Raw genomic sequence first — 23,990 nt, forward strand, 5'->3', positions numbered from 1 at the left:
TACCAATTGCCTCTGAACGCATTCTGAACGAGGAGCCGCCCGCTGCATCTGCCAAAATAGCAATTTCACTGCCGCCCATACACAAAAAGCCTCCTTATCCAGTGGATAAGAAGGCTTAGTGAATGGTTCATATCTTAATCTTAGGAATGATGCGAAATATCCTTCGTCGTTGAATAACGAGCCTCGTGCTCGCTCTCATTCATAAACGGCCAGTAGTTGGCTTTGCCAAACATGCGCACCATGACTGGAATGAACAGCGGCAGCATAATGAGCGCGTACATGAACAATCCGCATAATACGAGTGTCGCGATTTGCAGCAAGGACATTACACCTGAAGGCAGCATCGCCGCAAAGGTACCACCCAGAATAATCGCAGCCGACATAATGACGCCGCCCATGCTCTTCATCGCTTTCAAAATCGCCTGGGTCGGCGAAAGATCGCGATATTCTCGGAAACGGTCCATTAGGAAAATGCTATAGTCGATGCCCAGCGCAACCAGCATAACGAAACCGAAGAACGGAACCGCCCAGCTGATGCCCGAGTTGCCGAGCAAGCGAACGAAAATCACTTCTGTTATCGCCATTGACGTATAGAAGGTCAACAAAAGCGATGCCATCAAATAAAGCGGCATAACTATGGAGCGGAACAACAAAATCAGAATAATCGTAATGCCGACCAGCATCAGCATCATCGTACGAGAGTAGTCCTCATTCGAAATATTGTTCAAATCATGGTTGGAGCTCGTCACTCCACCTACCGCATAATCAGCCTGCGCATAAGCTGTGCCTTGCAGCGCACGACCAACTGCGGCATTCAAATCTTCGATTTTCGCCATTGTCGCCATATCATACGGGTTGCCGCTAAAAATAACATCGAATTTAGCGCTCATCCGATCTTCGGACATATAAACATCAAGAGCCTGCTGAAATTCCGGCTTCTCAATCGCTTCCTCTGGAATAAACCAGCCCGTCATCTGCTTGTTTGGCGAGGAGCCGAGCTCGCTCAAATAGCTTTTCGCCGACCCAAGACCATCGCTTACCTGCGTGATGCCATCCACGCTTTGATCAAGTCCGTCCGTCAGCTGGCTGAGCTGACCGTTCAAATCGGCAAAGCCTGCTTGCAAATCGGATTGCCCGCTTGCCAGCTGGTCAGCACCCTTCGTTATGTCAGGAACCTTCGTTACAATTTGGCCCTGGCCAGCCGCGGCCTGAGCAATACCCTGCTGAAGCTGGGAAATGCCTTGTGCCAGCTTCTCCAAGCCTTTCGCAAGCTCGCCTTGGCCAGCTGAAGCTTGGGAAAGTCCCCCGTTCGCCTGCTTCAGGCCATCTGTAATGCCGCCCAGCTGTCCATTCATTTGCGTCAATTGCTCACTGAGCACTGTCGCCGTCTGTTCCATCTGGGAAGCTGCGCCTAGCACCTGCGCATAATCAGCATCGGCTGCCAGCTCAGGATACTTCTGACCCAAGCCGCTGATGCCTTTGTGAAGATCAGCGAGCCCTCCTGCCAGCTGCTGCTGCCCAGCCGCAATGCCGCCGTAGGCTTGTGATAGCTGGCCTACGCCTGCTTCCAGCTTTTCATAATTCGCCAACAGCTCTTTGCTGGCTGCTGCCAGTTGGTCGGCGCTCGTTTTCGCCTGCTTCAAGCCTTCAGCAAGCTCACCTGCTCCAGCAGAGCCATCATTCAGCCCTTGCTGAATGCGTTTCAAGCCATCTCCTAGCTGTACAATGCCGCTTTTCAAATCCTTCGTTCCCGCAGCAAGCTTGCCTGCGCCTTCCGCTGCTTCATTAAGCTTTGGCTCATTTTCGCTCAGCTTGGTGCTCGCTTCTGCAAGGCCACTGCTTATTTTTCCAAGGCCTTCCTCGCCTTTGTCGAGGCCGTCCTTCAGCGTGCCCACTTGATCAGATACCATGAGATCGTCAAGCTCTTCGCCTGTTGGGCGAGTCGCACTGCGTACAAGCGCCACGCCTTCCACCTTCGAAAGCTCACGGGTAATTTGTTCAATGGTAGCCAGCCCATCCGTTGTATCCATCGGTACAGCTGTTTTTACAACAACTGTCGAAGGCAGCGATTCACCAGGCCCGAAGCTTTCCGAAATGAGGTTAAAAGCTTTCACCGAATCGTATTTGTCTCCAATTTCATCGAGCGAGTTAAAGGAAACATTGCCTTTGTACGCCACTAGAAAAGGAACCGTCAGAACGATAACGACAACGAGCGCCCAAAGCGGCTTGCGCAGCGAGAAGCTGCCAACCGCTCCCCAGAGCCCGCTCTCCTTATGCTCAAGCGAGCCTTTCGACGGCCAGAACAGCTTGGCGCCAAGCACCGACATAAAGAACGGAACGATCGTAAACAACGCAATCAGCAAAATCGCAATGCCGATCGCTACCGCAACCGCCGAGCGGTACAGCACGAAGGTCGAAAAGCCAATAGAGGCAAAACCGACAAATACCGCAAGGCCAGAAAACAATACCGTTTTGCCCGCTGTCTTATAGGTTGCCAAAATCGATTCCTGAATATCTCCGCCCCGATGCGCCAGTTCTTCCTTAAAACGGCTGATCAGCAAAATGCAATAATCCGTACCGATCCCGAATAAGACAGCAACGAGGAAAATTTGCGTAAAATTCGAAAGCGGAAAATCAAAATATTCTACAAGAAAGGCAACGATGGATTGGGACAGCAAATAGGTAAAGCCCACCGTCAGCAAAGGTACAATCGGCGCCACGGCCGAACGGAATACGAGGAACAAAATAATCAAAATAAAGCCAACGGTAATAAACTCCGTCTTCTTCAAGCCCTCTTGTGCGCTCGACGCGACATCGTCACCGATAATCCAGCCGCCCGTGTAGTAGTGCGTTACTGGAACATCCGTAACGGCGCTGTACAGTCCGTCTCGTATCCCGGCCAAATCACCACTGGAAATATCCACCTTCACAAGCACCAGCAGTGTCTTGCCATCCTCGGACAGCATTTGCTTTTTAAGTTCTTCGGTATCAAAATGTGTCGTAACCGAGGTGATATGATACTGTTCCTTCCCAGCCTTCAGCTTCTCCACGCCTTGCTTGGCCGCCGCCAAGTCCGCATCGGATAAGCCCTCTGGATCATGGAAGACAAGCACGGTCGAAGAGCCATTACCCGCTTCTTTGCCGCCAATCTCCTCGATCATTTTCTCAGCAATCGTGGAAGAGTACCCTTGCGGGACAGACACTTGCCCCTTTTCACGAACGAGCCCTTCCATATTCGGCGCGCTCACCATTAATCCGACCGTGACAAGCAGCCATACGAGCATGAGTACCCATCTTAGCTTTATTACCGTCTTCATTGCTCTGTTTCTCCTCCTTCTATCCCGTACGTGCCAGACATAACTTTAGCCAGCTTCTCATAGGTAGTAATAAACTGCAGTGCTTCCTGCTCATCAAAATGCTGAATATGCAGAGCCAGCATCTCTTGAATTTTTATTTCGGATTGATCCGTCAATTGCTCGCCCGCAGGCGAAAGCTTCAAATAAGTAACCCTTCTGTCCTTCGAGTCCTGCTGCCGTTCAATGAGCTGTTTATCGAATAAACGTGTCGTTAGTGCCGTAATGGAGCTTCGTCCTACGCAAAACGTATCCGCAAGCTCGGAAGAGTTCGTCTTTCCCTGCTTCCGCAAATAACGAAGCACCGAATATTGCTCGACCGTAAGCCCCTCCGGCATCGCTTCCCGGAACAAGCTGTTTATTTGACGATTGACGGCAAAATAGGTCGCCTCATACCGCGCAATAATGTCCAGCAACAGTTTTTGATCTACCATCCCGCTTCCTCCTTTCCATTTATGCTTTCTCTCTAAAATGTTCGATGATGAAATAGTTCACCGATAGAACTATATCAAAATCAGCCTTACAACGTCAAGCGGCTATTTTCAAAAGAGGTATAGGGACTCGTCGCGTTTAAAGCAAACAAAAAAAGCCGCGAGGCGGCCAAAAATGACCGTCTCGCAGCTTCTTCCATCTTACATTTATGTTTTTCCACACCTTATGCTTTCCTATACCGTCAGCTTAAGCAGTTTGATCAGCAGCTGCATCCGTCGACTCAACTGCTGTATCACGCTTCCCATGCTTGCCTTGATGTCCCGCTTCGTCGCCTTCCGGCTTCTTGAACTCGCCGTTTACGAACTGGGTGACACGCGCGGTCAGCTCAGCGATTTTCGCATCATATTGCTCCTGTGTCAGCTTGCCATCAGCCAGTGCTTGATCCAGTCTAGCTGTTTCTTCGCTGACTTTCTGATCAATGACCTTCTGCACATCAACGCCTTTTGCAGCTGCGACGTCAGCGAGCGATTTTCCAGCTTTCAGTTCCGTTTTCAGCTCATCGACCGTCACGCCAAGAACGGCAGCCGTTTCCTCGCTTGCGAAGCCGCCTTTGCCGAATCCGCCTTTGCCACCGCCACGATGGCCGCCTTCACCGCCAAGACCAGCTTGGCCATTTGAATCTAATATTTTATCAGCTATTGCCGAGCTATCCCACTGCTTGTCTGCTTTTGTCGCATCGGACGCTTTGTCTGGATCTTCACTTTGAAGCTTTTCTTTGCGGGCAGCAGCCGCCGCATCCATCCATTCCACCAGCTTGGCCTTCAGCGTCTCGCGGTCTACGCCCTGAGCGGAGGCGACCTCGGCAAGCGTTTGCGTTTTGAGCTGCGTATCCAGCGTCGCTTCATCAAGCTTCAAATATTCAGCAAGCTGCGTTTTCCACTGTCCAAAGCCGAAAGATCCGCCCTTGTGCTTGCCTGCCTCACGCGTTGCTCCGCTTCCATCCGCGGCGCTTTGCGTGCTTGTATCCGTTGAAGCTGCATGGATGGCCGGTATAGCCAGCGCACCTCCGCCTACCACCAGCGATAATGCAATTGCGCTTGCGACGATCGTTTTCGTACCCTTCATGACTGTATTCCACCTTTCAGTTGAATTTGCCTTACATTTCCTATCATAGGCATCCATTATTAGCTCAGTTATAAACCTAGCTGAATATTACCTGAAAATCGTGAGGATTTATTCAGAAAACCAAGCGTAAACGGCTATAGCCGTCCTCTGGCGGCAAAGTAATTCTTATATTTCAACAAAAAAAGACGGAGCCTCATCAGCTCCGCCCTGCATTCTATACGATCCTGTTCCCTACTCTTGCTGAAAATAAAGCTTTCAGCCCTACGCCGTTACTGGCGCTCCCAGCTGCAATTGATACATCGCGAAGTATTTGCCGCTATGCTCCATCAATTGATCATGGTTGCCCCGCTCAACGATCTCGCCATGATCCAGCACCAAAATTTGATCGGCCTGGCGAATCGTCGATAGGCGATGGGCAATAACGAACGTCGTGCGCCCTTTTTTGAGCACATCCAGCGCCTTCTGAATAATCGCTTCCGTCTCCGTATCGATGCTCGCAGTCGCTTCATCCAAAATCAGAATCGCCGGGTCATACGCGAGCGCCCTTGCAAAAGAAATCAGCTGGCGCTGTCCCGCAGACAGCGTGCTGCCCTTCTCGATAACCGGCGCATCGATGCCGCCGGGAAACTGCATAAACATATCGTAGGCGCCTACATCGCGCAGCGCCTGCTCTACCCGCTCCCGGCTAATTTCCGGGTTGCCTAGGCTGACGTTCGACGCGATCGTTCCTGTGAACAGGAACGGGTCCTGCAGCACGATGCCCATATGCTGGCGCAGCTGCTGCTTCGGAATATCCCTTACATCGCGGCCATCAATTAAGATGCTGCCTTGTTTTAAGTCATAGAACCGGAACAGCAGGTTGAGAATCGAGCTTTTGCCGGAGCCGGTATGCCCCACGAGCGCTACCGTCTCGCCTTGACGAGCAACGAAGGAAATCTTCTTGAGCACATAATCTTCTTTTTTATAGGCGAAGGTGACGTCCTTGAACTGCACTTCGCCCTTGTAGCGCTCGATTTTGCCCGTTGCAACATCAATGCCTTCTTCATCCATCAGCTTGAAGACGCGCTCTGCCGATACGCGTGCCGTCTCCAGATTGGAGAGCTGGTTCACCACGCCGACGATCGGCTGGAACATCCGGTTCATGAGATCTATAAAAGCATACAGCGTACCGACGAGCAGCACTGTGCCGAACCAATTGCCCCAGAACATCCAGATGACCACAAGAAACATAATGTTGCGGATGACCTGAACCATATTATGCGAGGTGATGGAGTTTAAATGAAGCAGCTTGTTTTGAAATTTAAAATAATGATCATTCAGCTCATCAAACTCCTCCATCATCTCTTTCTGGCGGCGGAAAGCTTGAATGATCGGCATTCCTTGAATGGCCTCATTGATCATGCCGTTAATTTCGCTCAGCTTAGCTCGAATAACCTTATTGTAATGCGCCGCGTAACGGCGATACACCTTGATCCATACGAGCAGCAGCGGCACAAGCGGCAGCGCGAACAACGCCAGACGCCAGTCGAGCAGGAACAATGCCACATAAATCGCCGACATATAAATGATGGCCGAGAAAAAGTTCGCCAATACCGAAACATATAGCTCCCGTACCGCTTCGGTGTCATTCGTAATCCGTGATACGACTTGGCCTGCGGCCAGTGTATCGTAATAATTGACGGGCAGCCGCTGCGTATGCTCGAATACATCATTACGCATGCGGCGGACGATGCTGTTCGCTGACGTTTGCAGCAGCAGCCTTTGGCCATAAGTCAAAAATCCGCCTATGAGCAGCAGCACGCAATAAAGCGCCGCAAGCTTTATAATGCCAGGCGTCTCTGGCTTGTAGAAGGCGAACAGCTCTTTTGCGGACAATGCGGTTACAGGAAAAGCAACCACCTCTCCTGTCGCTTTGCTCGTGAAGGTCATCTGCTCCCCCTCTACCTTGCGCTTTCCATCCTCGAAGGGGAGCTGCCCTTCAAGCCAATAAAACGTTCTTCCAGACTGCAATATACGCACACTGTCACCCTTTGGCTCTCCAGCTGTAAGGTGATCCACGCGTTTGTACCATTTCCCATTATGCTCAACCGCGAAGCTATCCTGCTTCGCCGTCTCATACCATGTCTTCTCAATGCCAAGTATGTTCTGGTCGATCATGCGCTTGGCAATGAACGGTCCTGCGAGCTCTGCGGTTACCGCTAACAGCAGCAGCACAAGAGCTCCAATAATCGGCTTCTTATATAGCATGGCGTATTGAAACAATCGTTTACCTGTTAAGCCCATTGTCCCTAGCGCCCCCCATTTCCTTCACTTTTCGTCCGTTGCTTATTAGGACTCAATACTCGACTCCAGCTGCTGGCGATCATATTGCTCCCTGTACCAGCCGCCCGCTCGCAGCAGCTCCTCATGCGTGCCTTCCTGCACAATACGTCCTTCATCGAGCACGATAATCCAATCCGCATGCTGAATCGCAGACAAGCGGTGCGTCGTAATGAGCGTTGTTTTGCCCGCACGCTCTGTGCGGATGCCCTCAATAATTTCCGCCTCCGTCTTGCCGTCTACGGCAGACAGCGCATCATCGAGCATTAGAATTTCCGGATCGGCGATAAGCGCACGCGCAATACTCACACGCTGCTTCTGCCCGCCTGAAAGAGCAACTCCCTTCTCACCGACCATCGTTTCCAAGCCATCCGGCAAAAACTGAATATCCTTGGCAAAGGAAGCACGCTCCAGCGCACGCTGCAAATCCGCATCGCTGGCCTCACCCTTCTTCCCGAACCAAATATTGTGGCGAATCGAACGGGAGAACAGCACCGGCTGCTGCGGCACATAGCCGATCCAGCCGAGCAAGCGCTGAATTTCCAGCTTGTCGATGGGCACATTCGAGACGGAGATCTCTCCGCTGCCAATTGGATATTCCCTCAGAAGCTGCTTGAGCAGCGTCGTCTTGCCGCTGCCTGTGCGGCCAACAATGCCCAGCGTCTGGCCTTTGCGGATCGCGAAGGAAACATTGACCAAATTATCGACCTTCGACGAAGGATAGCGGAACGTCACCTTACGGAATGCAATCGTCTCCGGCTCATCCACTGCGACTAAATCTGCAGCATCCTTTACATCCGGTTTATAGTTCAGTGATTCGTTAACCCGATCAAGCGAAGCATTGCCCCGCTGCATAACGTTGATCAATTCTCCGATCGCAAGCATCGGCCAGATGAGCATCCCCAAGTAAATATTGAACGAAACCAGCTCGCCCAGCGTAATTTCACTCTTGAACACCATGTAGCCGCCATAGCATAGACCGATTAAATAGCTGAGGCCGATGAGAATTTTCATCGTTGGCTCGAACAGCGCATCGATGCGGGCAACCTCAATATTCTTCTCATACACTTCGTCTGTCTTGCGGCTGAACTGCTGCTGGCTCGCTTCCTCCTGTACGAAGGCGCGAATGACGCGCACGCCAGACACTGCCTCCAGCACCTGGTCATTCAGCTCGCCGAAGGAATCCTGCGCTTCCATGAAGCGGTGGTGGATTTTGCCGCCGAAATAGCTCATCGCCAGTGCCATAAGCGGCAGTGGCAGCAGCGCAGCCAGCGTCAGCTTGAAGCTGATTGTAGCGATCATAACCGCGAGAATGGTCACCATAAAGAAGGTCGAGTCAATGAGCGTCAATATGCCGAAGCCCGCTGTGTTCGACACCGCCTTCAAATCGTTCGTTGCCCGAGCCATCAAATCGCCAGTACGATTGCGCTCAAAGAAGGTCGGCGACATTTTCATAAAATGCTTCATCAGCTGGGAACGCATAATGCGCTCCAGAAGGAACGAGCCGCCAAACAATTGATAAAACCAAATATAGGACATGATGTAGCCTACAATGGTAATGGCAATCCAGCCGCCAATGATGAAATAAAACTCTTTGTCAGCAAGTGAGCCTTGCGAAATGCCATCGATGGCATAGCCCGTCATCCAAGGCGGAATAATATCCAATACGCCAACCAAAATCAGCAGCACGCCCGCTATCGCGTAGCGCTTCCAATCCATTTTGAAAAACCATCCAAGCTTCTTAAGTACGATAAACATAGCGCTGCTTTGATACCTCCCCATATCCATCCAAACGTTTATTTTTCCCATAAAAAAAAGGAAACGCATCGGTTACACGATACGCTTCCTTCACATGCATCACCGACCTCTAGCGGGTCGAAAAGCATTGAAAAAGGCGCACGGCTGCATCGAACGCAACCATACGCCTTTGATTTATGGGAAAGCTCCCTTATTCATCAAAGAGAATTAACGCACGGATGGATTACGCTCATTAAATTCATATTTACAAAATCAAATTTCTTTCCTAGATGTACAGTAAATTTACGCATGAGACATAATCCTCCTTTCCATTTGTTTAATCTTCTGCCACTTTATCACCGCTTGTAAATGCTGTCAATACCTTATACGTAAAATAGTTGTGCCCATTTTACGGGTTTTCAAGGTTCGTTTTACCTTAATAAACAATTTTCTACAGCAAACCTCTAAATTTCGCATGAATAAGTGTCGAATTTGCAGGATAGAAGGAATGGTCTGTCGAAGCTATTCAGCTAGCCATCTAACGGAGGCACCATTTTGGAAAAGAGGCAGATATGTTCAGTCTATCTTCATTACCCCGACATGATTCATCAAGCTGGTACCGCATTATGCTCAATGTGTATTGGGTGTTATGTATACTAGCGCTTACTTGTCAATACACGATATTTGCTCTCCAAAATACTTCAACGGAAGATACCTTTTTCACAAACCGACTATTTACTTATGACATCCTGGCGCAAAACATATTTCTGCTTGTCGTTATGGTATCCCTTGAAGTCATTATCCGCTATGCGAACCGCTTTATCGAAAAAGCACTCATTATCGGCGCTCATCTCATTACGATGAGCTTCTTATTTTTTTTAAATGCACAGCTTTTAACGGCACCCGCCTTGCTGCTGCTTCCGATGCTGATTACGATTTTATTTTTGCGGCCGTATTATTTATTTGTTTCGCTGCTCGTCTCGATGCTTTACCTGTTTTATATTTATTTTTCTTATTATTATGATGAAGGATTTACTGATCTCGATGCCTTCTTCTTCGCGGGTATTCTAATTACGACAGCGCTAGTAGGATTCGCCATTATTCAACGGGCAAGAGGCTTGCTTGTCACGCTCAACCGGACGCTGAAATCAGAGCAGGAGCTGCTGATCAAAAATATCGTGATGGATCGGATGTCGAAAATCGACCCGCTCACCGATCTTTATAACCATAAAACGTTTCACGAATATGCGGAAAAGCTCATTGAGTACCAAGAGGCTAATCCGTTCAACTTCCAGCTAGCGATTATAGACATCGACAACTTCAAGCATGTCAACGATACCTATGGGCATTGGGTTGGCGATATTACGCTGAAGCAGATGGCGGCGACGCTGCTGAAGCACTTGAAAACCGATGATTTTGCCGCCCGTTATGGCGGTGAGGAATTTATTCTCATCCTTCATGAAGAGAGTTTGGAGAAGGCGCTTGCGCTCGTGGAGGAAATTCGCGTTTCCATCTCTCAGACCAAAATCGCTGAAATGGATAACCATTCCGTCACCGTCAGCATCGGCCTGCATGAGCATCTCCCTGGCGAATCCAAAGGAACGAGCTTCCAGGAAGCGGATCAAGCCCTCTATGAATCGAAAAATAGCGGCAAAAATAAAACGACTATCCGATAACTTGCTCGGATAGTCGTTTTTGTGTGAGCTTCCAGCTAACTTGCGGTCCCCCTACGCGCCATAAACACATAGAACAGCACAGCAAGGATGCTCGATGCTGCAATAACAAGGCCCATCGGCAGCGCCGTGTGGCTGCCGCCCAGACCTACCATCGGCGCTGCAATTGCGCCGATGACGAAGGATAGCAAGCCGATCAGCGCCGAAGCGCTTCCGGCTGCTTTGCCTTGGCTTTGCATCGCCAGCGTAAAGCTCGCCGTCTGGATGACGCCGACGCTGGATACGACGAAGAATAGCGGAATGAGTACGGCAATCAGCCCGAGATCGGCTAATATGACGAGCAGCAGCGCTACACCGCCAATAGATGCCATGCTGAGCCCGACGATAAGCAGCTTCGTCTCGCTGACCTTGCCAGCAAGCCTGCCTGCGGTTTGGCTGGCCATAATGATGCCCAAACCATTGATTGCGAAGCATAAACTGAACATTTGCTGCGATACGCCAAAAATCTCCTGCAGGACAAACGGAGAGCCCGATATATAAGCAAACATCGCCGCGGTTACAAAGCCTTGAGAAAGCGCATAGCCCATAAATACGCGGTCCCGGATTAATGTGCCGAAAGTACGCAGCGTACTTTGAAGCCCGCCTTTCAATCGATTTTGCTCCTGCAGCGTCTCTCTAAGCCCGAGCCATGAAGCAAGCAGCATAACAAGTCCAATCGCACCGAGCACGAGGAAAACACCGCGCCATGACGTCCATTGCAGCAGCTGGCCGCCTGCTATGGGCGCAGCGATTGGAGCTACACCGTTCACCAGCATAAGCAGGGCGAAAAACTTCGTCATTTCGGGCCCCTCATACATATCCCGCACAATCGCTCTGGATAGCACAATTCCCGCTGCCCCGCCCAAGCCTTGAACGAGCCGCAGCAGCACGAAGGTCTCAATTGACGGCGCGACGATACATAGCACGGAGGCTATAACGTATACGATGAGTCCAATAATAAGCGGCTTTTTCCTGCCATAAACATCGCTAAGAGGGCCAATGATGAGCTGGCCTACAGCAATGCCGAGCAAGCAAGCCGTCAAACTCAGCTGCGCCATGGAGGTGCTCGCGCCAAAATAATTTGCCAGCTCCGGCAATGCCGGCAAATACATATCGATGGATAACGGAGCGAAGGCCGTTAAAGCGCCAAGCAGCAGCGCCATCCCTATTCGTGCCGAAGAAGCCGGTTTTTGCTGTGATGCCAGCACCTGTTGTTTCATCGAGCTATCTCTCCATTTCTATCGTCCATTTGCGTCCCTTCATGATGTAACAATTATAATTACAACTCGCGATAGGTGTCAATGCATGAACAGCAGCAGACGCTCTTCGGCGGTTTGCCCAAACAAAGGGCGCCCAATGGGCGCCCTTTGTTTGAATCCACCATTTATTCGGTTTATTCCGTAACGGGTATGCTGTTTTTCGCCCGATTTATATCATTGGAGTTGACGAGCTGTGGCAGCATCTTCTCCGATTCTTCCATAGGAGAATTACATTGCAGGCAAGTAGGCGACTGCTCGAACGAAAAGTTTGCACGCATCCAGCCATTGCAAACATCACTCGTACAAGCCCATATTTTCGTGCTGACCTCAGGGACTTCCTCTTGAAACTTTTTCCGACTATAGATCGTCAACGCCTCCTTTAATTGGACATGCTATTGCCATGATAATCCTGTTCCTGCTCCTAGCGTTTGATAATTCGCGAAATTCCATACATAGGAATTGGACGCAATTTATTACCAGCCGCCCGAGCCCAAGCAATGAATCGTTGTACAACTGATCGGTACGCCTGAATAAGTCAAGCCAAGGCACCCTGTCCTTCATTCGCATAAAGGATGTATATGCAGCAGCGAGCGATTTTATTAAAATATAAGAAAGTATAAGTTTTCTCTTTATACTTAGCTTATATTTCACCGCGAAACGTTAGCATTACCGCCAGAGGACGGCGACAGCCGTTTCACCTTGAATTCTAAGCATGTATAAGTTTGCTCGTTTGCCCCTTATATCCGCTTAGAATTCTAGGGCAAAGCTCTTCGCTCGTCACAGAAGGACGACGAGGTCGTTTTTGCTTGAAATATAAGAATTTATAAGTTTTACATCTATAAATACGCTTATATTTCTCGGACTGAAACGCGCTACGCCGCCAAAGGACGGCTTAAGCCGTTTCACCTTGGCCCTGCTTTACAGCTTGTAGCCGTAATTGTGTGGAATATATTCAATCAACGCCTTCGCCTTGAACGCAAGCTTGTGTTCATTAGCTTGAAAGCTGACGGATTGTTCCTGTACATAGAACCAAATTTTGACCGTTGGCTTATCCTCGTGCTCTTGGAAAAGAAAGACGTTCAGTTCTTCCTTCCACGCAAGCAGGTCAGCCAAATCAAGCTCCGGCGGCACAGTGACCGTGAACGCCCACAAATCAGCAGCCTGCTCAATGTGATAATGAACGCCATGCTTGCTGGAATCTACAAAGGTTCTTCCTCCAACCGCATGCTTGATTAATAACGTTTCCTTCATCGCTTTCTCCTCCTCGCGCAGAAACTTCCGTCCTTATGGCATATCAATGAGCATGACGAATGTATCTTCCTTCGCCTTGATTAGAATTTCCGGTTCAAACTCCGCACGAAGGCTGTCCTTCGCCACCATATTAAGATTGTTCACATCGGCAGCGCCCTCAATCAGCATGAGAAACACACGCCGGCCTGCCTTTTGGCTGTAATACAAACGTTTCCCTGCCTCAACGCGGCCCAGATGAATCGACATGTCCTGATGAATCATCGCTGTGCCATTCGTTCCTTCCGGCGTGACAATCGGCAGAAAAGCATTGACCAGCTTCTCCTGATCGTACCGATGCACCTCATAGGAAGGAGTCAGCCCGCGCTCGCGAGGCATAAACCACAGTTGAAGAAAATGTCCTTCTTCGGTATCCGAATCATTGTATTCTGCATGGACAATGCCGGAGCCCGCTGTCATTCGCTGGATTTCTCCCGCAGAGGTAACCTCCATATTGCCTAAATTATCCTCATGCTTGAGGCGGCCCTTCAACACAATGGTGACAATTTCCATGTCGCTATGAGGATGCGCTCCGAAGCCGCGGCCCGGCGCAATCTCATCTTCGTTGCATACACGCATGACGCCGAACTGAGCGTTATCGGGATCATAATAATCACCGAACGAGAAGCTGCGTGAGCCCCTCAACCAACCAATATCAAAAAAGTTCCGCTCGTTCGCAGGATAACGCTTAATCATCGTGCAAGGCCTCCTTTTTCCATTCCATTGTCCGCATGCCAAACTAAACCTTACACTTATTGTATCATAATAAAGTGCTTTATAGGATTTTCGACTTATAATCTTCTGCCTGCCGTTTTCTTATGCCTTAAAAAAATAAAAACAAACGCCCCGAGGGTTGAGAGCCCTCTGGAGCGTCTATTCCATAACCGGGTTAAGATTTGGCTGGCAGCTTCTTGTTTTTGGATTTCACTGGCGCTGGCTTCGCCGCCTCAACTGCCGAAGCGGCCGGCACTGTCGGCATTGGGTAAAGCCGCTTGGAAAGCATCGTCTGCAAAATCATAAACACGCCGCCTACAACCCAATACAACGGTACAGCAGCAGGCGCGGTAAAAGAGAAAATGCCCATCATGATCGGTGAAATGTAACCAAGCAGCGCCATCTGTTTTTGCTGGGCAGGGTCAATCCCGATTTGAGACACGCGGAACTGCACATAATAGATAGCAGCGGCGAGAAACGGCAGGATGTGATCCGGCGCGCCCAGTTGGAACCAGAGGAAGGAATGCTGCGCCAGCTCCGGCGTCATTTTGATCGCATAATACAGTCCTGACAAAATTGGCAGTTGAATGAGCATCGGAAGGCAGCCAATGGCAAGCGGATTAAACTTATGCTCGCCGTACAGCGCCATCGTTTCCTTCTGCATTTTCGACTGTGCTTCAGGCGATTTGTCGTTTTTGTATTTTTCCTTAATTTGGTTCAGCTGCGGCTGCATAACGCTCATCTTCTGCTTCATCACCTGCTGGCTCTTGGATTGGCGAAGCATAAGCGGAAGCAGGGCTAGACGGATAAGCAACGTAATCGCAATAATCGCCATGCCAAAACTGTCGTTAAAAAACTGCGCAATGTGTTGAATTAAATAAGAGATGGGGAAAACAACGTAATGGTTGAAAAATCCTGGCGTCGCTGAATCAATCGTTCCATTCGGCGCACCACAGCCGCTAATGATGAGCAGCAGCCCGATAATAAGGATAAAGCGGTATTTTTTAAGCATTTCCATTGTATATTTAGATAACATATATATCCTCCTCGTTTGTTTGGATGTTGCTTCACAAACGAGGAGCTGCAATCTGTGGGATCACCATCAGGCGCTTCTTTTCTTTTTACTTTTCGTACAAGCCAGAGCGCAACGGTATGAGCCCGTTGAACAGTTGGCAAAATACGTTCAGGTGCTGGCGTATGGACCTTGTCCTTCGACCAGCGGGACGGCTCGCTTGCAGCATGAAAAGTGAAATACGCTGCATAAGCGAACGTGCAGATAATGCTTACAGAGAAAAAATACGGTATAATATCATGCAGCTCGAGCAGCTTCTTCACCTCCAGACTCAAATCGGTTACTCTTGTAGTATAAAGCAACCATTCCTGATATTCCCTCGTCTAAAGTCTAGGTACTACCTGAACCAGAGACTGTTATAGCGAGGAGCTCGCAGGCGATAAAATATATCTAGTTATTATTATACTGGGAGGTAAGCTATTTTGTATATCACCTTGGTTCATCTTACGCTTGGTTGTTTATTCCTAGCGCTGCTGTTGTCTTGGATTGCCGGCAATAAGGCCTCCTCCCTGCTCTACAGCAAATCCGAGCAGCAGTTGCACCAGCGTGCCAAAAACTTGTTAATTTGGACAATTGTGCTGTCCATCCCAACAGCAGCCGCATTGGGCGGAGTCGTCACCATGGCCGTCAAGCTCCCTCCGGATTACGATTTGGGCATGCTCATCTGTGTACCGATCTTGACTCTGTCACTAGCGCTGCTGTGGGTCAGAAGCATGCCGAAGCTGCTCAGAATGCGGAAAAACACAGGACGGAAGTCCAGCGATCCATTGCCTGTGCGCATGCTGTATCGCGCTTCAGAGCCCGCATTCATTTTGCCCTACCAGCTGTTGTCGCTCTGTACGCTAACGATCTTTTACCTGACCTTATCAGTCGCCGTATCGCTGCATTCGATGCCGCTCACTATTCCGCTTTCCATGCTTGGCTTCGCCGCTGCCGTCCTCTGGATGATTCATGGCGAGCGCAGCAGCAGAGTGACCTTGCCGAAGGCGAAGCTCAATCGCCGCCCAAGCGAGCGGTTGGTGCGCAGACTCGCTATTGCCATTGCTATTGTGCTGCTTGCTGGAACTCCTTACTACAACGCCTTTGACAAAATCGATTTGCCGGAAGCGCTAACCATGACCAATAATGCGGACAACCTGCACTCATTCGGCTTTTACATTGAACAATAACAGATCCGCAGCAGCCGTCCTTCTATGGCGTACATCAGGACAAACCTGCGCATATGCATAAATAGCATCGCTCCAGTTAAAAATAACCCTCGCCTAATAAGGCGAGGGTTATTTTTTGCGAACAAAAAACCATCCAGCTGTTCTATTTATTAGCATGCGGCACTCTCCGAAGCAAAATCCCAAAGCGGGGAATGGGTAAAGCCTTCCTTAGCCCGTACAACATAAAACGGAGAAGCACCTTGCAATCCTGCACTAACGCTGCGGAAGCGGTCAGATACCTCCATAACGATCTTCTGTTCGCCAGAGGCATGATCGGCTCCTGCGGCAACAGCCGCCTCATAGCCAAAGCTGGTGGCGAAATGGATCGCACGTACCCGAATATCGGCTGCACAAAAGACTCGAAGCATATCTGCTGAGCGGTCGGTGCTGTTATCATTTACAAAAATCAATTCGTAATTCTCGCCAATAGGCGGAATAATTCGTTTTAGCCGCTTGTAGGTGTCGTAAAGCATTTGCTCATCATTATACACAGGAATGACTACGGAATAAGTGACTGGCTCACGCATAACAGGTCCCCTCCCGGCTTCGAATGCTGCCTAAACAGCTTGTACCTTTACTATACATGATTTATCTTAAGATTCCCTTAATTCTAACTAATCATTTTTCATAAAATTATGATGAATTTTGTCAGTTTGTTCCTTATTCACCCAAAGCAAACCAAGTTTCCACCGGCTTGAAATACAAATGACCATCGGGCCATGGCTGAAAATGCAAATCCATTCGCGATTCGCTCCAGTCCGCAGGCGTTCCGTTTGTCTTCAGCTTGCGCGGCAGCACCGGCTCCTCCACGATAGCTGGAAACTCCTGATAACCGAATAGCAAATTTTCGTGCAGCGCGATGATTTCATATTTGGGTCCATGAAATGCATGCTCCTCCTGCAGCTGGTAGTGATAATAAATGTAGCTCGCCACCATCTCCGGCTTCAAATGCGCCACGCGCCCGACACGCCGCTCCACCGCTTCCTTGCGCCGCCAATGCTCCGGGCTTGCTGGCGCATTGAAATGAAAAACATCAATCATCGGAATCCATAAGCGCTTCTCAGCCTGGCCCGGCCATGGCTCCAAGTAACAGCTCAAATCACGCATGAGCTCCTCGGGCGCTGGCGGTTCATCGATCAGACTCTCTACGTATAAGAAAAGATTACGCTCCCATTTAAATAAAGCAGCTGTCATAAACTTGCCCTGCTCAATCCAAGGAAGCAGCTGCTCTCTCAAGCGTTCTACAGAAGCGAGCGCTTTCATTTCTTCATCTGCAAGCAGCTGTGCCCGCGCTATCACTCTTTGCATCGTCGTCCCCCGCATTCTTATGCTATAGTGAAATAAAATCGTATTTTTAAAGAACTTATAAATTATTGTATTTAAAAAGATCGCCTTGGAGCAGCAGAAGAGCAAGCTACTGCCTAAAGGAACCAATTAAATGTTGAACGGAGTGACTTTAGCTTATGATCTATAAACGTCTTGGCACTAGTGGACTGAAAGCATCCTCTCTTGGCCTTGGAACTAATTCCTTCGGCTCGCGGGCGGATAAGCAAAGCTCTATTTCCATTATACATGCTGCGCTTGGCAGTGGGATAAACTTTCTGGATACTGCCAATATTTACTCGGGCACCGCATCCGAGACGATTATCGGCGAAGCGCTTAAAGGACGGAGGCATGAGGCCGTCATTGCCACCAAAGCCGGGCTGCCGCGCGGCAGCGGTGCGAATGAGCGCGGCTCGTCCCGCTATCATTTGCAGCTGGAGCTGGAGCAAAGCTTGCGACGGCTGCAGACGGATTATGTGGATTTATACCAAATCCACACCTTCGATCCGGAGACGCCGCTGGAAGAAACGCTGCGGGCGCTCGATGATATGGTGCGCGCCGGCAAAGTCCGGTACATCGGCGCATCGAACTATGCGGCCTGGGAGCTGATGAAGGCACTCGGCATCAGCGACCGCCTTGGCCTGAATCGCTATGTGTCGATTCAGACCAGCTATTCGCTCGCCGACCGGACGCCGGAGCGCGACATTACGCCGCTATGCCTCGACCAAGGCGTCGGCATTATCCCTTATTTTCCGCTTGCCGGCGGCCTGCTGACCGGAAAATACAGCGAGCAGCAAAGCGCGCCGGAAGGGTCGCGCTTGGACAAAAATCCGGACTTCGCCCGCTTCTTCACCGGCGAAGGCTTCACGCTCAGCCGCCAAGTCGGCGAGCTTGCGGCCGAAGCTGGCTGCACGCCAGCTGTGCTTGCCCTGCACTGGCTTATGCAGCAGCCCGCCGTGGCAAGCGTTATCGTCGGCGCGACGAGCACAGCGCAGCTGGAGGCCAATCTGGCTTCAGCCAGCCTTCAGCCTGAGCCGGCCGTCATGGAGCGGCTGGATGAAATCAGCCTGCGATTTAAGCATGGCGAGCCATTTGCGCTATACCGGCTAAGTTAGCCGATAAGCTTGAAGGGGAACATGCCATGGTGTGCGCTCAAGGCAGCGCAGCCGGTTATGGGCCGGGTGGCAGGGGCTATTTTTCATAAGAGGATGTTGCCCTATCGCTGCTGGACCCGGGTATTCCTAAGCCGGCTGCTGCGGCATGCCTTCGCGGGCACGTACCATTTCAATGAACAGCTCCGCCGCTTTCGTATGAAAAGCATCGCGCAGCGTAATAATCGAAAAATCTCGCTGAACAGGCTGGCCATCGATGGTCAGCCTGTTCAGCGTCCCGAGCGAAATTTCTTTGCGCACAGCCCACTCTGACAGCAAAGAGATGCCCAGACCCGCCTCCACAGACTCCTTAATAATTTGCGTGCTGCCAAACGCCATAGGGTTAAGCGGCCGAATATCGTATTGCTCGAACATTTTTTCCATTGCCGTCCGCGTTCCCGAGCCTTCCTCCCGCATAATCCAATGCTCGCCCAGCAGCGCCTCAGCCTCTATATCATGCTGCCGCGCGTAAGGATGCCTGACGCCAACAACGACATACATCGCATCTTTGGCAAAAGGCTCACATTGCAGCTTGTCCTGCTCCGGCACCGCACCCTCTACGATTCCAATATCCAGCTGGCGGGCTGCAACGAGCGCCGCAATGTCCTTCGTGTTGCCGATTGTAATTGTGGGCGTAATAAGCGGATACCGCACCCGCAAACAGGCTATCATATGCGGCAGCACATACTCGCCAAAGGTGAAGCTTGCGCCGATCGACAGCGCGCCGCTTGCCGTGTGAAGCAGGTCACCCAGCAGACTTTGCATTTTCGCATGCAATCCGCTGATTTCCTTCGCATGGCGATACACGATGTCACCCGCTTTATTCAATCGGACGTACTTGCTGCTGCGATCCAGCAGCTTGGTGCCTAAATCCGCCTCCAGCGACTGAATATGCTGACTGACTGCTGGCTGCGTCATATGCAGCGCTTCCGCTGCGCGAGTGAAGCTCCGTTCCTCAGCAACCGCAATAAAAACGAGCAGGGATTGATCCATCGTTTAAACACGCTCCTCTCTCTACATTTGCTGTATTTTCTATTTATGAAAATACCATAAGTATTTAGTTATGATTATAATCGTAACAATTTATTTTTCTTATCGTAAGCCATCCCTTATGCTTAATTTATAAAACAAGCAGGAAGCATGCACCCGCTATTGGCGGCATCGGCGTCGGAAGCAGTAGCAGCGGGCTTTTCGCTTACAGGATAAGGATGAGGTGACAGCTATGAAAGCAGAAATAAACGCGATGATGATGAGGCAGCCCTCTTCGGAAAAGACGGAGCCGCAGGGAGCGTTAAGCAGGCACGCCAAGGGGCATGCTGCGGCTTGGCTGGGCGGGGTTGCGCTGACAGCTGCTTTTGCCTCCGCTGCTTATGCGCTCGCCATGCTTCCCGGCTTCAGCCGCATAGGGCCTATGGCGATTGCCGTAATCGCTGCTGTGCTTTTTCGCCAAGTCGTTGGATATCCGGCTTTTCTCCGCGCTGGCATCCAATTTTCCTCCAAGCAGCTGCTGCGGCTTGCGATTATATTGTTTGGGCTCAAGCTGAATATGACCGTTTTGCTGGAGCAGGGGACCGGATTGCTGCTGCAAGCCGCAGCCACCATTCTCTTCTCCACCCTCTTCACCCTGCTTGTCGCCCGCAAGCTCAAAGCCGATATGCCGCTGTCGCTATTGCTCGGAATCGGCACAGGCATCTGCGGCGCGGCAGCCATTGCGGCTGTATCGCCGATTCTTAAAGCTCGCGGCGAGGACACAGCCGCAAGCGTCGGGCTCGTTGCGTTGGTCGGCACGATTGCCGCACTCGCTTACACCGCCCTCCAGCCGCTGCTGCCGCTGACTGCAGAGCAATACGGCATTTGGGCAGGCATCAGCCTGCATGAAATTGCCCATGTGGCGCTTGCCGCAGAGCCGGCCGGGCAAGATGCTGTCGCCCTGGCGCTGCTGGCGAAGCTGAGCCGCGTGTTTTTGCTCGTTCCCGTCAGCTTCATACTGATGGCAATCATGAACCGCCGCCACCGCGGGATGGGGGCTAGCGCCCAAGAGATGAAGGCTCGGCCTGAATTCCCATGGTTTTTGCTCGGCTTCATCGCCCTCAGCTTGTTCGGGAGTATGACTGCAGGCACAACGCTGGAACTTTCCGCTCGGACCTTAGGCAGCCTTCCCACGATTACAACCATCCTGTTGACGATGGCTATGGTCGGGCTAGGGCTGAACGTCAACTTGAGGGAGCTGCGCTCCCGCGCGCTTCGCCCGTTGCTCGCCATGACCATAACGTCGATTCTGCTGTCTATATTGTCTTTGCTGTTCATCATGTGGCGCTAGGGGGCGTGCGCAAACCAGATTCAGCCTGCCGCGCCTTGCTTTGCGCTTTTTCGATGCCAATATCATCAGACGATCATGGCTAGGTAGCCACAAGATGCAAATGCAGTTGAAAACACGTTTGCTTGGATCCCGCAGCTTGTATGCAGCCTGGCCGCCATTGGTACGTATTTGGTACCCAGTTGGTACGCAGCTTAGGATGCTCACTCCTTTTTTGGAGGACTGAGGTTCCGCTATTCTGGCTTATGATTGGATTTCTGTCCGTAAGAGGACAGGAAATCCGTTATTACCCTCTTCACCCCAGCAAAATGGCCATTTGCAGCGAATTAACGGCTCCTGAGTCCGCAGACTGTGCCATAGCCCTTGATTTAGATGAAATAGCTGCTGCTGTGTCCGCCAAATCTATCTTTGTGCAGGTGCATCCCTCTTAAACGAAGAGCAGAGAGCAGTCCATCGGCACGAATGGTCACATTCATGAGGTGTGATATACCCGGTAGTAGAAAAATTAGGTTTGACGCTGTTTTCTAACAGGGTCTGCCTCGTTTACGTTTGCATACACGCCCTAGCCCTAGTGCCGAACAATGAAAATCCCCGCCCCTTCTTTACATAAAGGGGTGAAGACTTTTTAGGTTATCCTTTTTTTCGGCTCCACAGAACCCTTAAGCAGAATCCTTAACCTGACTTCATAATCTGTCTTCTTAATCTCAACCTTTAATCTGAATTCTTAATCTGCATCTTTGATCTGAACCTTTAATCTGCATCTTCAATCTGATCCTTTAATCTGATCCTTTAATCTGATCCTTTAATCTGCATCTTCAATCTGATCCTTTAATCTGAACCTTTAATCTGAATCTTCAATCTGAATCCTTAATCTGAATCCTTAATCTGATCAGCTCTAGCGTATCTAATTTAGCAGCGCCTTGCGCACGCTCAAAATATATTTTGACTGATCCAACGGATTGACACCGCGCCGCTGGCGCTCGGCTTTCACATCAAGCGGGCAGGGCTCATAGCCAGCGAAAAAGGTGGCAATCGTCCCGCGTCCTTTCGTCAGCGAGCTGAGCTCCACCGCGTATTCCAGCGAAGTCGCTGCGGGTACGCGCCCTTCGATAATCATTCTGTCGCCATGCAGCACGGGTGCACCGAATGTGCCGCGCATTAACGACAGGTCGTTCATTACCCGGCCTCCCGCCTCCTCGGGCACGACGATGCGGAACTGGAGAATCGGCTCCAGCAGACGGGTGCCTACCGACGCGAGCCCACTCATAATGCCCATTGGCGTCGCCACCGCAAAATCCAGCGGATGCGTATGCCACACATGATGCTGCCCTTCAATCAGCGTCACTTTCAGGTCAACGACCTCCCAGCCGTACAGCCCTTGCTCCAATGCCTCCGGCACGCGCCGCGCCACCTCGCTCTGGTATTGCGGCAGCAAATCCTCGGAACGTACTACCGAAGTATATTGCAGCCCGCTTCCACGCTCGCCCGGCTCCATCCGAAACCGCAATACCGCCCAGCAAGGCTTGGGCATTAAATAGGAAATATACCCTTCCCCCACTTCCTCAAGCGTTTCCTTATAAATAACAGATGGCTGACCGAAGCGCACCGCAAGTCCATACCGCTGCTCGATAACACTCGTCAATATTTCCAGCTGTATCGGGCCCATTACTTTAACATGCAGTTCCCGCTCGTCCTGCAGCCACTGCACATTGAGCAGCGGGTCCTCATCGGACAGCTCCGTAAGCGCCTGTACCATTGCCGGATAATGCTGGGCATCGCCCCAATGGGCTTGAACGGTCAGCAGCGGAACAGCGAGCCGCGCCTCTTCGGGAACGGCATCCGGGCTGCCGATAATATCGCCGATCCGCACATGCGACATGCCGCATACGGCAGCAATGCCGCCAGCCGCAAGCTCTCCGGCGTCCTCGGAGCGGAAGCCGTCCATTTTGCGAATTTGCGTCACCTTCTCATCCATTTGCTGCGTAAAATTGCGAACGACATCGCGATTGCGGATTTTCCCTTGATATAGCCGGATGTAAGCCATCCTGCCCATCACCTTGTCACGCTCAATCTTAAAAACAATGCCTGAAGGCGGCGCCTCCGCCTCTCCGCCCGGCGCTGGCAAATATTCGATCATCGCGTCCAGCAGCGCTTGCACGCCAATGCCTTTGCTCGATGCGCCGTACAGCACCGGATAAACCTCCGCACGGCGCGCCTTCGCGGCGGCTGCCGCACGCCACTCCGCCAGCGGTACTTCCTCGCCGCTGACATACCGCTCCAGCAGGCGCTCATCCCGCTCCGCCAGCGCCTCAAGCAGCGCCGTGCGCGCATCTGCATCCGCGCCCTCCGCCCACAAATCCTCCGCGCCAGCGAACTGCTGCTCGCTGCCGAGCGGACGCTGCACCGCGAGCAGATCCGCCGTCAAATAGCTGCGGATATCAGCAAGCACCGCTTCGCAATCAGCGCCGACGCGGTCCATTTTATTGATATAAATCAGCGTAGGGATACGCAGCTTCCGCAGAGCATTCCAGATCAGCTCCGTCTGCGCCTGCACGCCCTCCACTGCGGACACGATCAGGACAGCGCCATCCATTACCCGCAGCGCACGCTCCACCTCCGAGAGAAAATCGACGTGTCCTGGGGTATCGACCAGCTGCACATGCGTACCGCGCCACTCCAATGCGGTCATCGCTGCCCGTACCGATATGCCCCTTGCCCGCTCAACCTCCATGGAATCCGTTATCGTCGTTCCTGTATCGACACTGCCTAGCGTCCGCGTGCGCCCGCTGACATACAGCATATGCTCCGTCGTCGTCGTTTTGCCTGCATCGACATGAGCGAAAATCCCGACATTGCGCCAATTCGCGCGGCTGTTTCCCATCCTTCTGCTCCCCTGTCCGCCTCAATCATCGCCGTACCGCATGGCGGCTTTATTTTGCTTTTAGCGTACCGCGATAGCGGTTTCACGTCAAATGCCGCGA

Annotated in this window: 18 protein-coding genes; 4 read left to right on the top strand and 14 right to left on the bottom strand. The window is 51.2% G+C overall.

The genetic code is table 11. The annotated features are described in order from the left end of the window. Positions 1-140: 140 nt before the first annotated feature. From AC50Y5_RS12925 to AC50Y5_RS12945, 5 genes are all read right to left on the bottom strand, one after another. Positions 141-3,317, bottom strand: a complete 3,177-nt coding sequence (locus tag AC50Y5_RS12925; protein WP_494861109.1) for an MMPL family transporter — start codon at positions 3,315-3,317, stop codon at positions 141-143. Beyond that, entirely contained in the window at positions 3,314-3,787 is a 474-nt protein-coding gene (locus AC50Y5_RS12930) for a MarR family winged helix-turn-helix transcriptional regulator (protein WP_046231224.1), read from the bottom strand. The genes AC50Y5_RS12925 and AC50Y5_RS12930 overlap by 4 nt, the downstream gene beginning before the upstream one ends. A 244-nt stretch (positions 3,788-4,031) precedes the next feature. Continuing rightward, on the bottom strand, positions 4,032-4,910 hold the full coding sequence (locus AC50Y5_RS12935) for a hypothetical protein (RefSeq protein ID WP_494861111.1): 879 nt from the start codon (positions 4,908-4,910) through the stop codon (positions 4,032-4,034). 261 nt (positions 4,911-5,171) lie between these two features. After that, positions 5,172-7,193: an ABC transporter ATP-binding protein gene (locus AC50Y5_RS12940; protein ID WP_494861113.1), complete on the bottom strand. Its 2,022-nt coding sequence runs from the start codon at positions 7,191-7,193 to the stop codon at positions 5,172-5,174. A gap of 45 nt (positions 7,194-7,238) precedes the next feature. Then, positions 7,239-8,987: an ABC transporter ATP-binding protein gene (locus tag AC50Y5_RS12945; protein ID WP_056036552.1), complete on the bottom strand. Its 1,749-nt coding sequence runs from the start codon at positions 8,985-8,987 to the stop codon at positions 7,239-7,241. A 605-nt stretch (positions 8,988-9,592) separates the two neighbouring features. Here AC50Y5_RS12945 and AC50Y5_RS12950 point away from each other — a divergent pair. Continuing rightward, the gene (locus AC50Y5_RS12950) at positions 9,593-10,642 is read left to right on the top strand and encodes a GGDEF domain-containing protein (RefSeq protein ID WP_056036550.1); all 1,050 of its coding nucleotides are present in this window, start codon (positions 9,593-9,595) and stop codon (positions 10,640-10,642) included. 35 nt (positions 10,643-10,677) lie between these two features. On the opposite strand, the gene AC50Y5_RS12955 is transcribed toward AC50Y5_RS12950, so the two are convergent. The 5 genes from AC50Y5_RS12955 to yidC all read right to left on the bottom strand — a co-directional run bounded on the left by AC50Y5_RS12955 (position 10,678) and on the right by yidC (position 14,974). Beyond that, complete coding sequence (locus tag AC50Y5_RS12955) at positions 10,678-11,898, bottom strand: Bcr/CflA family multidrug efflux MFS transporter (protein WP_494861115.1); 1,221 nt, start codon at positions 11,896-11,898, stop codon at positions 10,678-10,680. Between the two features lie 173 nt (positions 11,899-12,071). Then, positions 12,072-12,308, bottom strand: coding sequence for a cold-shock protein (locus AC50Y5_RS12960; protein ID WP_442952533.1), 237 nt, complete (start codon positions 12,306-12,308; stop codon positions 12,072-12,074). 547 nt (positions 12,309-12,855) lie between these two features. Continuing rightward, positions 12,856-13,188, bottom strand: a complete 333-nt coding sequence (locus AC50Y5_RS12965) for a hypothetical protein (RefSeq protein ID WP_494861117.1) — start codon at positions 13,186-13,188, stop codon at positions 12,856-12,858. Between the two features lie 33 nt (positions 13,189-13,221). Further along, positions 13,222-13,920, bottom strand: a complete 699-nt coding sequence (locus AC50Y5_RS12970; protein WP_056036544.1) for a pirin family protein — start codon at positions 13,918-13,920, stop codon at positions 13,222-13,224. Positions 13,921-14,113: 193 nt separating this feature from the next. After that, a complete protein-coding gene (gene yidC, locus AC50Y5_RS12975; RefSeq protein ID WP_056036542.1) occupies positions 14,114-14,974 on the bottom strand; it encodes a membrane protein insertase YidC in 861 nt (286 codons plus the stop codon). 458 nt (positions 14,975-15,432) lie between these two features. Between yidC and AC50Y5_RS12980 the strand changes: the two genes are divergently transcribed. Then, positions 15,433-16,179, top strand: a complete 747-nt coding sequence (locus AC50Y5_RS12980; RefSeq protein ID WP_056036539.1) for a hypothetical protein — start codon at positions 15,433-15,435, stop codon at positions 16,177-16,179. 149 nt (positions 16,180-16,328) lie between these two features. On the opposite strand, the gene AC50Y5_RS12985 is transcribed toward AC50Y5_RS12980, so the two are convergent. Both AC50Y5_RS12985 and AC50Y5_RS12990 read right to left on the bottom strand, forming a co-directional pair. Continuing rightward, a complete protein-coding gene (locus tag AC50Y5_RS12985; protein ID WP_056036537.1) occupies positions 16,329-16,745 on the bottom strand; it encodes a glycosyltransferase in 417 nt (138 codons plus the stop codon). A 133-nt stretch (positions 16,746-16,878) separates the two neighbouring features. After that, positions 16,879-17,526: a hypothetical protein gene (locus tag AC50Y5_RS12990; protein ID WP_494861120.1), complete on the bottom strand. Its 648-nt coding sequence runs from the start codon at positions 17,524-17,526 to the stop codon at positions 16,879-16,881. Positions 17,527-17,681: 155 nt separating this feature from the next. On the opposite strand from AC50Y5_RS12990, the gene AC50Y5_RS12995 reads away from it, so the two are divergent. Beyond that, positions 17,682-18,656: an aldo/keto reductase gene (locus tag AC50Y5_RS12995; protein ID WP_494861126.1), complete on the top strand. Its 975-nt coding sequence runs from the start codon at positions 17,682-17,684 to the stop codon at positions 18,654-18,656. A gap of 126 nt (positions 18,657-18,782) precedes the next feature. Here AC50Y5_RS12995 and AC50Y5_RS13000 read toward each other — a convergent pair whose 3' ends face one another. Continuing rightward, positions 18,783-19,685, bottom strand: coding sequence for a LysR family transcriptional regulator (locus AC50Y5_RS13000; protein ID WP_494861129.1), 903 nt, complete (start codon positions 19,683-19,685; stop codon positions 18,783-18,785). A 229-nt stretch (positions 19,686-19,914) separates the two neighbouring features. On the opposite strand from AC50Y5_RS13000, the gene AC50Y5_RS13005 reads away from it, so the two are divergent. Further along, complete coding sequence (locus tag AC50Y5_RS13005; RefSeq protein ID WP_494861131.1) at positions 19,915-21,012, top strand: YeiH family protein; 1,098 nt, start codon at positions 19,915-19,917, stop codon at positions 21,010-21,012. A gap of 901 nt (positions 21,013-21,913) precedes the next feature. Here AC50Y5_RS13005 and AC50Y5_RS13010 read toward each other — a convergent pair. Then, positions 21,914-23,890: a GTP-binding protein gene (locus AC50Y5_RS13010; RefSeq protein ID WP_494861133.1), complete on the bottom strand. Its 1,977-nt coding sequence runs from the start codon at positions 23,888-23,890 to the stop codon at positions 21,914-21,916. Positions 23,891-23,990 lie beyond the last annotated feature (100 nt).

The sequence above is a fragment of the Paenibacillus sp. JT22N7 genome (genome assembly GCF_059383875.1).